Source organism: Paraclostridium bifermentans (assembly GCF_019916025.1).
In the GTDB taxonomy this organism is placed as follows: domain Bacteria; phylum Bacillota; class Clostridia; order Peptostreptococcales; family Peptostreptococcaceae; genus Paraclostridium; species Paraclostridium bifermentans.
Genome location: NZ_CP079737.1, coordinates 1674692 through 1687169 on the forward strand (window position 1 = coordinate 1674692; position 12478 = coordinate 1687169).

Annotated in this window: 14 protein-coding genes; 2 read left to right on the forward strand and 12 right to left on the reverse strand. The window is 24.6% G+C overall.

The features are described 5' to 3' along the window. Positions 1–82: 82 nt before the first annotated feature. Both KXZ80_RS08020 and KXZ80_RS08025 read left to right on the forward strand, forming a co-directional pair. Complete coding sequence (locus KXZ80_RS08020; protein WP_021432960.1) at positions 83–259, forward strand: hypothetical protein; 177 nt, start codon at positions 83–85, stop codon at positions 257–259. A 306-nt stretch (positions 260–565) separates the two neighbouring features. Beyond that, entirely contained in the window at positions 566–1066 is a 501-nt protein-coding gene (locus KXZ80_RS08025) for an HdeD family acid-resistance protein (protein ID WP_021432961.1), read from the forward strand. Positions 1067–1100: 34 nt separating this feature from the next. Here KXZ80_RS08025 and KXZ80_RS08030 read toward each other — a convergent pair whose 3' ends face one another. The 12 genes from KXZ80_RS08030 to KXZ80_RS08085 all read right to left on the reverse strand — a co-directional run bounded on the left by KXZ80_RS08030 (position 1101) and on the right by KXZ80_RS08085 (position 12404). Then, on the reverse strand, positions 1101–1661 hold the full coding sequence (locus tag KXZ80_RS08030) for a hypothetical protein (protein ID WP_021432962.1): 561 nt from the start codon (positions 1659–1661) through the stop codon (positions 1101–1103). Between the two features lie 151 nt (positions 1662–1812). Further along, positions 1813–2235 (reverse strand): large-conductance mechanosensitive channel protein MscL, encoded by a 423-nt coding sequence (gene mscL, locus KXZ80_RS08035; protein WP_021432963.1) that lies wholly within the window; start codon positions 2233–2235, stop codon positions 1813–1815. Positions 2236–2381: 146 nt separating this feature from the next. Then, on the reverse strand, positions 2382–3608 hold the full coding sequence (locus KXZ80_RS08040; RefSeq protein WP_021432964.1) for an aminopeptidase P family protein: 1227 nt from the start codon (positions 3606–3608) through the stop codon (positions 2382–2384). Positions 3609–3715: 107 nt separating this feature from the next. Further along, a complete protein-coding gene (locus KXZ80_RS08045) occupies positions 3716–5734 on the reverse strand; it encodes an FtsX-like permease family protein (protein WP_021432965.1) in 2019 nt (672 codons plus the stop codon). Further along, complete coding sequence (locus tag KXZ80_RS08050) at positions 5724–6488, reverse strand: ABC transporter ATP-binding protein (RefSeq protein ID WP_021432966.1); 765 nt, start codon at positions 6486–6488, stop codon at positions 5724–5726. The genes KXZ80_RS08045 and KXZ80_RS08050 overlap by 11 nt, the downstream gene beginning before the upstream one ends. Before the next feature lie 110 nt (positions 6489–6598). Further along, positions 6599–7840: a sensor histidine kinase gene (locus KXZ80_RS08055; protein ID WP_038285219.1), complete on the reverse strand. Its 1242-nt coding sequence runs from the start codon at positions 7838–7840 to the stop codon at positions 6599–6601. Next, entirely contained in the window at positions 7830–8507 is a 678-nt protein-coding gene (locus KXZ80_RS08060; RefSeq protein ID WP_021432968.1) for a response regulator transcription factor, read from the reverse strand. Before KXZ80_RS08060 ends, KXZ80_RS08055 begins: the two co-directional genes overlap by 11 nt. A 146-nt stretch (positions 8508–8653) precedes the next feature. Continuing rightward, a complete protein-coding gene (locus tag KXZ80_RS08065; RefSeq protein ID WP_021432969.1) occupies positions 8654–9766 on the reverse strand; it encodes a DUF1648 domain-containing protein in 1113 nt (370 codons plus the stop codon). Then, the gene (locus KXZ80_RS08070) at positions 9766–10149 is read right to left on the reverse strand and encodes a GntR family transcriptional regulator (protein ID WP_021432970.1); all 384 of its coding nucleotides are present in this window, start codon (positions 10147–10149) and stop codon (positions 9766–9768) included. Before KXZ80_RS08070 ends, KXZ80_RS08065 begins: the two co-directional genes overlap by 1 nt. Before the next feature lie 144 nt (positions 10150–10293). Continuing rightward, on the reverse strand, positions 10294–11301 hold the full coding sequence (locus KXZ80_RS08075) for a sensor histidine kinase (RefSeq protein WP_021432971.1): 1008 nt from the start codon (positions 11299–11301) through the stop codon (positions 10294–10296). Next, on the reverse strand, positions 11298–11966 hold the full coding sequence (locus KXZ80_RS08080) for a response regulator transcription factor (RefSeq protein WP_021432972.1): 669 nt from the start codon (positions 11964–11966) through the stop codon (positions 11298–11300). The genes KXZ80_RS08075 and KXZ80_RS08080 overlap by 4 nt, the downstream gene beginning before the upstream one ends. 276 nt (positions 11967–12242) lie before the next feature. Further along, complete coding sequence (locus tag KXZ80_RS08085; RefSeq protein WP_021432973.1) at positions 12243–12404, reverse strand: hypothetical protein; 162 nt, start codon at positions 12402–12404, stop codon at positions 12243–12245. Positions 12405–12478 lie beyond the last annotated feature (74 nt).

A 12478-nucleotide genomic window follows, 5' to 3' on the forward strand; every position in this document is an offset into this window, starting at 1 on the left:
TTGCCCCCAAAATTTTATTTAGAATAAATTTAATATTTTAAGCTTAAAATAACTACATACTTAAAACAAAGGAGATTTAAAAATGTCTAAAAAAACTAAAACTGAATTTAATAATCAGTGGGCAAATTCTTTAAATGATTTAACAAGCAAGTCAGAATCTAAACAAAAAAATGAAAATAATAATCAATGGACTTCAACTTTGAAAAATTCTTCAGAAGCTTATTTAAAAGGCTCATCTTCTGCAAAAAATAAAAAATAATCATTTTTATTTTCGTTAATGACTATGTCTAATTAGATATAGTCATTTTTATATTTTTGTTATTAAGATTAAATTTTATGCATTTTAAATAAATAAATTTATATTATTCAATATTATTTATTTATTTTGGTAAAAATACCCAATAATAAATGATATTTATTTTAAAAATGAATATATATAATTTAACTTATTCATTTTAACTTTAAGTATATTCTTTTGAAAAATTTCAGAATTATTTAACTTTAAATTAGTATGTTTAGTTTAATATTTTTTTAGGGTATATGTATGTTCGAGGAGATGGTACATATGGAGAATAAAAGAAAATTAGAAACAACATTAATATTGGAAGGAATTCTATTTGGGATAATAGGTATATTATTTTTTATAAATCCAATAGAGTCTTTCTTTAGCTTTACAACTGTGGCAGGAATACTACTAATTATAGCAGGAATATTTACAATAATAAGAGCATTTAAAACTACTGAAAAAGCATATTATGTATTTAGTGGAATTATAAATATACTATTCGGGTTAATAGTATGGTTATCACCTATATCAACTACAGAAACTTTAATATTATTTTATGGAATCTGGGCAGTTGTAAGAGGTATATACTTACTAATAATATCAATAAAAAGAAGAAAAATCGGATTCAATTTAAATACTTTATATAATGTATTACTTGTAGTTCTTGGAATATTAATTCTTGTAAATCCTATAGTAACATTATTTGCAACTCCATATATAATAGGTATTTATTTTATAATATCTGCTATATGTGAAATATGCCTAGGATTTGAAGTTTAAAAAAAGGTGAACCTTTAAAGGTTCACCTTTTTTATTACTTATTATTTTCACTAGAATCTATAATATTTTCTATCATATCCAATTGTTGCTTAGATGCATTTATTTTTATTTTTAACTTATCAAGTTTAGCTTGCATTGATTTTTTTACTTTCTCATCATCAGTACTTTCCATTTCATTTAATCCTTTTTGATATATATTCTCTAATGTATCTATCTTTAATTTCATTTTATCATATACAACTTTAGGATTATTTTTAAATGCTAAAACCTTTTTTTCATTAGAAGATAGCATCTTGAAATAAACAAAGTAAATTAACATAGTAACGCTAATGTTAAATGTAACAAAGTTTCCACTTTGAGTAGTTAAACTTACTAACTCAATACATATAAAGTTGAACAGTAATAATCTACTTAAAGTTTTTTGATTTTCTAATGTTGATTGATCTGTAACCTCTTTATTTCTCATAAACTGATATGGAATTAATACTGTTATTATTGGAGTTAAATATAATATATTAGATTCAAATATAGAATAGATTACACTAAATATTAAAATAAACGATTTTGCCCTTCTTATTGAACTCCCTTGTCTCATTTTACACCACCTCTTTAACCTTTATAATTGTATAACTTTATAAATTGTTTTATACTAAAATAATATTAATATCATATCATATTTTATGCAAAAAATAAATTTAAATTTATAAAGAAAAAGGATAAAGTTAAACTTTACCCTTTTTTATAAATTAATTTTGATTTTGTAATAAATCTTTTATGTCTCTAAGTAATAAAACCTCTTCAGAAATTTTTTCAGCCTTTTCTTCTTCAATAGCAATTTCTTCCTTAAGAGTTGCATTTTTTAGTTTCATTAATCCCTTTATAAATATAAATATACAAAACGATATTATTATAAAGTTAACTGTTGTTTGTATGAAATTTCCCAAGTTTAAAGTAACAGCTGGGGATTTGCCAACAGCTTCTTTTAATATAATTTTATATTCAGAAAAGTTTATACCTCCAGTTAACATTCCAACTACAGGCATTATAATATCATTTACTGATGATGTAACTATCTTAGAAAATGCACCTCCGACAACAACCCCGACAGCAAGATCTATTACATTTCCTTTAACTGCAAATTCTCTAAATTCATTTAATATCTTTCTCATAAATTGTTCTCCTTTGATTATATAATTACCGATTACCAAAATTAAATACCCTGATATTTATTGTTTAAAACATAAAGTTAAGCATAAAAAAGACTTTAAAATGCACTTATATAATTTAATAAATACATAAAAAAGCCTTTTAAACTTTATCTCATTAAATTTTCTATATCTTCTATTTCAATAGGTATATCATTTGATAGATTTGTACACCCAAAATCAGTAATTAGTAAATCATCTTCTAGTCTTATGCCAATCCCCTCTTCTTCTATATAAAGTCCAGGCTCATTAGTTATCACAGACCCAACCTCAAGCTTCGAATCACTTATCCAAACATCATGTGTATCTAATCCTAATGAATGACCAATTGAATGGAAGTAATATTTTTCAATTTCTTCTTCTTTTGATATAAGACCTATATCTATACATCCATTTGATAAAGATTTTTTTGCAATATCATTTAAATCTCTTAACGTAATTCCCGGTTTGGCTGCTTTCTCAACCTCTTTCATGCAATTTAAAACAATTGAATAAATTTGCTTTTGGCGTTCTGTAAACTTCCCATTAATAGGTATTGTTCTAGAAATATCTGAACAATAATAATTGTATTCTGCTCCTAAATCAAATAAAATTAAATCTCCATCTGTGCAATCTTGATTATTATCTTCATAATGAAGAACAGTTGCATTTTTACCTGCAGCACAAATAGTATTAAATGCATGTGCAGAAGCTCCTAATCGTTTTATTTCAAAGTCAAAATATGACTCTACCTCATATTCTTTCATGCTAGGTTTTATATTTTTAGCCATAGAAATAATACCTTCTTTAGTTATAGATATGGCTTTTTTTATAGTCTTTATTTCATCTTCATTTTTTACCATTCTCAAACTAACAATTTGAGAATATATATTTTTAATTTTTATATATGGGTATTTAATTTTTATTAAATTTGCCATATCTTGAGCCTTTGTTGACGGAATGTCTATTGATTGTCTTTCTAAATCAAAATATATGTTTTTTATTCCTCTTCTATCAATGTAGGATGAAATAGTACTTTCAAATTCATCAATGTATTTTATATTTTTAACCTTGCTTATCTTTCTAGCTTCATCTTTATTTATAGATCGTCCTACCCACTTTGCCATAAGCTCATCTTCTCTTTGAACATATATATTTTCTATAACTTCTGTTTCTGTTTTTAATATAGTTAATATAACTTTTTTGTCATCTATTCCCGTTAAGTAATAAAAATTTCTATTTGGTGTAAATTTATATTGTTGATCGGCACTTCTAAAAGGAGCATCTCCTGCAAATAATATAAGTAAAGATTCTTCTTTCATTTTTTTTATAAGATTTTTACGATTTAAATCAAACATAAACTTCTCCCCCTTGAATTATTATAGTTACTTTAATTATAACAGCTTATGCCTGAATTTAATTTTAATATAATTATAAAAAGCTAACCTGATAATCAAGTTAGCTTTTATTTTGAATTTTTAACTATATTCTTATACCCTATATATGTAGTATAAAAATACGATATATATACAATTATTAAAATAATGGCAGTAGATATAGATGAGTATTTAATATTTGGCTTATCTAATAATGATATAAAGTCAGATACAACTTTTATCCCTACAATAGAATGTATAAAAGCAAGTGATATAGGAAGAGCAAAATATATGAGTGTCTGAATAAATATAGCTTTATTAATCATTTTTTCATTAACTCCTAAACGCATTAAAGATTTATATCTTTCTATGCTATCACTAGCTTCTGATAATTGTTGGACTGCTAAAATAGCCATACTAGAAATTAAAAATATAATACCTAAGTACATTCCTATAAATATTATAATTGTAATTATATTTCTTTGATTAGCATATATAGCCTGTTTAGTATTTCCATTTAAAAAACCTACCTTATCATAACTTAGCTTACCTTCTTTAAATGAGTCTAATAGGGATTCAAACTTTTTTTCTGATTTATTATAGTCTCCAGTAAATTCTACATTTAAATTAGAGCTCACAGGTTTTGCACTTTCAACTAAACTATCATTGACTATTAATGTTGATGTATTGTCTAGAAATTCAGATGATTTAAAGGTTTCTTCATATATTTCACCATTTTTTATATTATAATCTTTCCCATATAAATTAATTTTTTTAGTTTTTCTAAAGGCGTCTTTAAAAATATTTAAATACTCACTTCTATTAGAAGTTAATATAACTTCATTTGGATTTATATGGATAGCTTTTTTGCCTTCTAATTTTCTAATATTATTATAATCTGAAATTTTCATCAATTCTAATTTTGCAAAATTAAAATTTTCATTTATTGTATTTTTATTTTTCACATATTTTTTATCAATTAAATTTTTTAACTTTATTCCAGAGTCATATATAGTAAAATATATATATTTTTCAGTATCATCAAATTTAAAATTAAGTGCATTTAAGGAATCTTCGACTGTTTTTGTTTTTTCATCTTTATCTATAAATTTATATACACTTGCATCAAATGGAGTAGAATTCCTTAATGATTTTTCTAAAACATTCTTAAAACTAATACCTGTTGAAAGTATACCTATTGTTAAAAATATCATTAAGCTTATAATTGAAATAGATAAGAAATTCGTATTAATTTTACTATTTAATTGTTTAATTGTAAAAATATTCAACCCTTTAAAATATATTTTTTTATTTTTTGCTATTACTAATATAAATACTCCAGATAAACTATAAAAAAATAAAAATGTACCTAAAATTCCAAATCCTATAACCTTTAAAAACATATAATTTGTAAATCCCATTATACCTACTTTAAGAATCAGTTTATAACTTGTTAATAAAAGATATACACTTAATGAAAAAGTAAGTATGTATATTATAGGATTTCTAAATTTTAAATTTTCAACTTTTTTGCCAGCATTAATTAAATCTATTATCTTATATCTTGCAATGGATATAAAATTAAATACCATTACTATTGAAAATATTATTCCAAAGTAAACTATAGTTTTTTGAATAGATTTTGTAGAAATTATAAATTTGTATTTACTCATATCAACCTCAAATAATTGAGATGTAAAAGCAGATAGTCCTTGACTTAATACAAGTCCTATTAATAAACCCACTACTAAAGAAATTGAACCTACTATGGCTGTCTCTATTACTAATACTTGGGATATTTTAAAATTACCCATACCTAATGTTCTATATATACCCAATTCTTTTTTTCTTTTTTTTATTAAAAAATTGTTAGCATACAATATCAAACTCCCTAGGATAAATGATACAAAAACAGAAATAATTTCTATTGACTGAATTAACACGTCAATGTAACTTTGTGCAGATTTATTTAAATCATACATAGCATGTTGTGACTCTATAGAGTTAAAACTATAGAATATACTTACAGCAAGTGCTAGAGTTAAAAAGTATATTCTATACACTTTAAAGCTTTTTCTAACATTTTCTAAAGCAAGCTTAAAATACATTTTCATCCCCTCCAAGCAAGGTGATTACATCTATTATCCTGTTAAAAAATTCTTTTCTACTATCATTTCCACGAATTACTTCATTAAAAATTTCACCATCTTTTATAAACAAGATTCTATTTGCATAGCTTGCTGTAAAAGCATCATGGGTAACCATCAAAATAGTAGTGTTGAATTCTTGGTTTAATTTTTCAAATCTTTCAAGTAACAACCTAGCAGCTTTCGAATCTAAAGCACCTGTTGGCTCATCAGCTAAAACTAATGAGGGATTTGTGACAATAGCTCTAGCAGAGGCAACTCTTTGTTTTTGTCCACCCGATATTTGATATGGATACTTATCTAAAATATTATTTATTTCAAGGTATTTAGCAACTTCTCTAACTTTACTATCTATTTTAGATGTTTTTTCACCTTTAATAGTAAGTGCTAAAGCTATATTTTCGTATGCAGTTAATGTATCTAAAAGGTTAAAATCTTGAAATATAAATCCTAGCTCCGTCTGTCTAAATTTATCTAGATTTCTTGTTTTTAGCTTTGTAATATCTTGATCATTTATTATCACGCTTCCACTTGAGACATTGTCGATTGTAGATATGCAATTTAAAATCGTAGTTTTACCACTTCCGCTAGGTCCCATTATACCTATAAATTCACCTTCACTCACACTAAAACTTATATTATCAATTGCTTTATTTATAGCGTCTCTATTTCCATAATACTTTTCGATGTTTTTTACTTCTAATATATTTTTCATGTCTACCTCCTAACGAAACTCATATTCTTATTTTACACTTTTTTAAAAATAAAAGCCTTATAGTAAGCAAAAAATAAACTTACATTTTGGTAATACTTAGAATACAGTCTCTATTTTTTAGGAATGGAAAGACTAAAAGTACTTCCTTCTCCATATTTAGATATGGCAGATATTTTCCCATTTAAATTAGATACTAATACTTTAGCAATTGATAACCCTATCCCAGATCCATCTCGATTAGATTCTCTTTGAGAACTAGCCCTAAAAAATCGGTTGAAAATTTGTGATAGATCTTCATTTTTAATACCTATCCCAGTATCTAATACATCAATTATTATATTTGTATTTTCATCATATATAATAACTTTTATTATATCTTCATTATTTGTGTATTTTATAGCATTATCAATAAGTATTATTAATATTTGTCTTAACTTTTCCTTATCACTAAATATAATTTTGTCTTTTGATTTATATTCAAATTCCAGATTTTTGTGTTGTAATTCGCATATATCTTCATATTGTTCAGTTATATCATATACCATAGATTTTAAATCAACCTCAGATTTATTTATAGTTACGATAGCATCTTCTTTTGTAAGTTTTAGTAAATCAGAAACTAATTTATTAAGACGTCTTACTTCTTTCATAACAATTGTTAAATTTTTCATCTCATCTTCAACGCTATTGCTTGGCCTTTTTATTATACTTTCAATTTTAGAAAAAATTATGGTAAGTGGAGTTCTTAATTCATGAGAAGCATCCTGTACAAATAAAGCTTGTGTTTTCCAAGATTCCTCTATTGGTTCTAAAGATTTTTTAGTTAAAAATTTGCTTGCAATAAATATAACTGCACAAGCTATAACTGCCGAAATTATAAGTACATGTCTAAGCTTAGCTAAAAGTCCCTCTTCAATATCCACTAGTTTGATTATCTCAATAGTATATGGTCCACTTACTTTTTTAAATTCTCTGAAGCTTGACCCTTCATATTCATAAGAAATTATACCTTCCTTTAAGTTTTTACTTTTTTCATATGGTTTCATGTAGTTAGTAATATCGTATGGGTATGACTTAATGATTGTCCCATTTTCCCACACATATATTAAGCTTCCTTTTGACATCATATGAATATCATCCCTATTAGGAATTGGATTTCTTTCGCCATGTATTAAATCATTTTCAGTTTTTTGCATTTGCATTTGCAGGTCTTTATCAACTCCATTATAAGTTAAATCATAAAAAAACTTATATATAAACAAAGCAAATACTATAAAGACAATACCTACAACTATCATATTTATTGTAATTAATCTTTTTCTTGTATTTTTTAATATATTTTTATTCATCATCAAATATATATCCTATTCCTCTTTTAGTTTTTATATATTTATTATATCCTTTACACGCTAAATTTTTTCTAAGACCACTTATATGAACCTCTACTATTTCTAGCGGTATATCACACTCAATTCCCCAAATTCTATCATATATTTGTTCTTTTAATAAAACTTGACCTTTATTCATTAAAAAATATTCCAAAATATCATATTGTTTCTTGTATAGTTCTATTTCCTCTCCATCTATATATACTTTTCTAGAGTTTAAATTTATCTTTAAGCTTTTAAATTCTAATATATTTTCGCTAGATATTGCTCCTGTGGTTCTAAGAATTGCATAAACTCTAGCTATTAATTCCTCCATATAAAATGGTTTTGTTATATAGTCATTTGCCCCTATTGAAAATGCTCCAACTTTATCATCTAACTCTTCTTTTGCTGTTAGCATTATAACTGGAGTTTTAACTCCTTGATCTCTTAATGACTTTAATATTTCTATTCCGCTTAAATCAGGTAACATTATATCTAAAATTATAATATCATATATATTTCTCTCTATATTATACAAAGCTTCTTCACCGTTATTAAAAACTTCAACATTAAAATTGTTTTGATTTGATAACTCTTCTTTTATAGTATCTGCCAAAATAATATTATCTTCCACCAATAAAATTCTCATTAATTGTCCTCCTAAGTTTATATCAATATAGTAATTATATACGCTTTACCTTTAATTAAACTTAAAGTTTTTTGTTTAGTGTTAATTTATATAATATAAATAAAGATAAAAGGACTACATAAGCTTGTAGTCCTTTTATCTTTATTTTAAAATCCAATAATACTCACTATAATCAATAAAACTAAGAATACACAAAGCCACTGACTTTTTTTATTTGCCATATTAAATGTCCAACCAGCACCAATCCTTTTTTCAACCATAAATGATGGGTCTTCTTTGTTATAATATATAAATCCATAAATCCATTTTTCATCATCACTTTCTATGACATATGAATTTTTATTTTTAGACTTCAATGTAGATATCATTATCATAATATATATTAAATAAATTGTAGATATCATAGGTAAAAATATACTTATAAAAAATACTAGAGTTGGTACGTTAACTCCACTAACTAGAGACCATTGCATAGGGATTATCGTTAGTTGTATACTTAAAGTTAATATCCAAAATGCGTAACCCATTTTACTTAAGTATCTTAAAGCCTTTTTTCTAATCTCTTCTTTATTTTCGGTATCTATATAGCTTCTAGATCCTATAGTCTCAATAGTTAAATAACTAAACATTAAAACCATTGATATGTTTAAAATATTTAGCATAAAAACATTTTTAAATGTTTTCGGAGCAAATGTATCTGGTTTACCTTCTATTCCCCAATGAGTTGGGATAGTTTCCGGTAGACTATTATAATTTAATCCAACATAAATGAATGTTATTAAAGATATTAGTATACATATCCCAAATAAAATTTTAAATTTATTCTTAATTTTAGATTTTTCATTTATAAATTTAGTATCTATAGACATAGTTTTGACATTTGTATCTTTATCCCCATAACTATTAGATGTAGTAAGCAATTTACTTTTCAATTTAATTACATCTATATAGCTAGATCTTAAATAATAAAAATTTAGTATTAAATATAATATTAAAATAAATGTTGATGTCACGTCCCCATTAAAATTAAATAGTTGATGTCCTAGTAATGAAATAATTATCAATAAAACTAAAGTAATATTTAATTTCTTTTTATAACTTCTATCAATCCTCTGTTTATCATTTTCTTCAAGTTCTATGTTTTTTACGTATACTCCATAGAAATAGTTTTTGCCACTTAATGCCTGAACATAGAGCATTAACAAATGAACAATTACTATTATTGGAATCATCATCATAAAAGTTGCTAAATTTCCCATTATTTTTTCACCCCATATTTTTCAAAATAATTTTCACATAAGTCAATAAACTCGCTTTTGTCTATCCCTTTTAAATAACTTTCTGCTACTAAAAGTTCTATTTGATCTTTAATTTGATTGAAATTGTTAGTATCCTTATCTATAGGAAGATTATTAATTACTGCACCTTTTCTTCTATCAATACTTATATAGCCTTCATCCTTTAAAAGGTTATACGCCTTACTTACAGTGTGAAGGTTTATTCCAATTTCATCAGCTAAACTTCTAACAGACGGAAGAGATTCATAAATTTCTAACTCTCCATTTGCAATTGATTTTATAACTTCTTCTCGTATTTGTATATAAATAGGCTTATCACTATTAAAATCTAAGTTTAATATCATGTTCTCACATCCTCTCATATTTTTTAATGCATATTCTATCTGTTATATAAATAATATAACAGATAGAATATGCATGTGCAATATTTTTCTAAAAAAATAAACTAACAAAATAAGAATAACATCCTTACTTTATTAGTTCATTTTCTAAAGATATCTTTCACTTAGAGGGAATACTAATCTTACAGTCGTTCCTTCGTTAATCTTAGAATCCAATTCAATATTTAAACCTAATTTTTTGCACAATTTTTTGCATACATACAGTCCTATCCCTGTTGATTTAGAATATGTACGTCCATTTTCTCCTGTAAATCCTTTTTCAAAAACTCTGCAAATATCTCGTTCACAAATTCCTACCCCATTATCAACTATACTTAGAACAATATTATTCTTATTTACTACGCAGTCTAAGTTTATACTAGGGCTCTCAGCCCTTGAATATTTTATAGAGTTAACTAAAACTTGATTTATTATAAACTCAACCCATTTAGGATCACTATAAACTGTATGATCTATATTTCCTATATTTATAGCAATTTTTTTATTAATACAAGACCTAGCATTTTTTCTTATTACTTTTCTAATAGAATTTTCTAGGTTGAAAGATTTAACAATATAATCTTTATTTACATTATTACTTCTTGAATAATATAAAACTTGCTCAACATAATCTTCTATCTTTTGAAGTTCTTCTTTTATATAACTAGGAATAGTATCTGAATTATTTTCTATAAAGAGCATCGTAGAAGCTATAGGTGTTTTTATTTCATGCACCCAAGTTTCAATATACTCTTTATAATCGTTTTGCATGTTTTTATAATAATTCACATTATCTCTCATTGATTTATTAGTTTCTTTTAATATATCATAAATTAAATATTCATTTAGGTTTTTGGGTTTTTCTATAACTTCTGATAGTAAAAACTTTTTATCTAAATTATCACATATGCTAAGTACATTATCAAAATATTTTTTCTTTCTTCTAAAATCAATAATCATGTACGATAAAAATGGACCTACCCATATAACAATTAATAAGAAGATAAGTTGATAACTAACATTTGATGCTAATAACCCTATAGATAATATAAATATTATCATAAAGTTTATTATTAAAAAAATTAAATTATCTTTTATATAATCAACTAGTTTCATCTTAATATATATCCTAATCCTCTTCTAGTTTCTATATAGTCTTTTAAATCTAATTCTTCTAATTTTTTTCTTATTCTTGTCATATTTACAGATAGAGTATTATCATCTATATAAACATCTGAATTCCACATATAATTCATTAAATCGTCCCTTGATACTATTTTTTCTTTATTTTTCATAAGGTGAGCTAAGATTTTTATTTCATTTTTACTTAACTCAACACTTTGTCCAAAAGCAGTTATTGTTCCTTTAGATAAATCCAAACTTAAATCTTTATAAACCAGTACGTCTGAATTAACGTCTGTATAAGTTCTTTTAAGAACGGCACTTATTCTAGCTAGAAGTATTTGAGTATTGTATGGTTTAGTTATAAAATCATCTGCACCTAAGTTCATACTCATGAGCTCATCTATTTCACTATCCCTACTAGTTACTATTATTATAGGTATATTTAGTGTTTTTCTTACCTCTCTACATATATGGAATCCATCATATACAGGAAGGTTTATATCTAGTAATATAAGTTCTGGTCTTTCTTTTTCTATATCTTCTAATATATTTTCGAAATTTTCACAAGCAATTACATTATATCCATATCTTGTAAGTAATGATTTTAACTCTTCTCTTATAATTTGAGAGTCTTCTATTATCATTAGTTTATTCATTTATAGCCTCCTTAAAACTGTTCTTTCTTAATAGTTTATCATTTATAGAATTATTATTAAAGTATTACATTTTTTTATGTACATTACAAATAATTTAATTTTCTGAATATTCTTTTGTTTTTTATCATAATTATAAATATCTCAATTAAAAACTTTACTTCATTTTAACTTTATAAAGGCAAGAATATGCACAGTACAAAACTATGTATTCTTGCCTTCTTTTTTGTTACCCAAAATTTTCTATCATTTTAAATATCCGCGGAAGCTTTATTTTAATTATTTGATATTATCTATTTTTTTCTCAATTACATCAAGTCTTTTATTTATTAGTTTTATATTAGATACAAATTTTTTTATTAGTTTATAAATTAATACAGGAATTGCTACAATTAAAATTGTATTAAATATTTGAAAAAATAATTCATATGTAAAACTCATAATATATTACTCCCCCCTTTTAGAATACAAGTAAACTTCCTCATTGTAATGATTCCCTTGTAAATCATATTATA

Excerpts from the sequence above, each read along its gene's own strand:
- KXZ80_RS08025 (WP_021432961.1), top strand. The coding sequence starts at position 566 with ATGGAGAATAAAAGAAAATTAGAAACAACATTAATATTGGAAGGAATT.
- KXZ80_RS08075 (WP_021432971.1), bottom strand. The coding sequence starts at position 11,301 with ATGAAACTAGTTGATTATATAAAAGATAATTTAATTTTTTTAATAATA.
- KXZ80_RS08055 (WP_038285219.1), bottom strand. The coding sequence starts at position 7,840 with ATGATGAATAAAAATATATTAAAAAATACAAGAAAAAGATTAATTACA.
- KXZ80_RS08085 (WP_021432973.1), bottom strand. The coding sequence starts at position 12,404 with ATGAGTTTTACATATGAATTATTTTTTCAAATATTTAATACAATTTTA.
- mscL (WP_021432963.1), bottom strand. The coding sequence starts at position 2,235 with ATGAGAAAGATATTAAATGAATTTAGAGAATTTGCAGTTAAAGGAAAT.
- KXZ80_RS08020 (WP_021432960.1), top strand. The coding sequence starts at position 83 with ATGTCTAAAAAAACTAAAACTGAATTTAATAATCAGTGGGCAAATTCT.
- KXZ80_RS08040 (WP_021432964.1), bottom strand. The coding sequence starts at position 3,608 with ATGTTTGATTTAAATCGTAAAAATCTTATAAAAAAAATGAAAGAAGAA.
- KXZ80_RS08050 (WP_021432966.1), bottom strand. The coding sequence starts at position 6,488 with ATGAAAAATATATTAGAAGTAAAAAACATCGAAAAGTATTATGGAAAT.
- KXZ80_RS08030 (WP_021432962.1), bottom strand. The coding sequence starts at position 1,661 with ATGAGACAAGGGAGTTCAATAAGAAGGGCAAAATCGTTTATTTTAATA.
- KXZ80_RS08080 (WP_021432972.1), bottom strand. The coding sequence starts at position 11,966 with ATGAATAAACTAATGATAATAGAAGACTCTCAAATTATAAGAGAAGAG.
- KXZ80_RS08045 (WP_021432965.1), bottom strand. The coding sequence starts at position 5,734 with ATGTATTTTAAGCTTGCTTTAGAAAATGTTAGAAAAAGCTTTAAAGTG.
- KXZ80_RS08060 (WP_021432968.1), bottom strand. The coding sequence starts at position 8,507 with ATGAGAATTTTATTGGTGGAAGATAATATTATTTTGGCAGATACTATA.
- KXZ80_RS08070 (WP_021432970.1), bottom strand. The coding sequence starts at position 10,149 with ATGATATTAAACTTAGATTTTAATAGTGATAAGCCTATTTATATACAA.
- KXZ80_RS08065 (WP_021432969.1), bottom strand. The coding sequence starts at position 9,766 with ATGGGAAATTTAGCAACTTTTATGATGATGATTCCAATAATAGTAATT.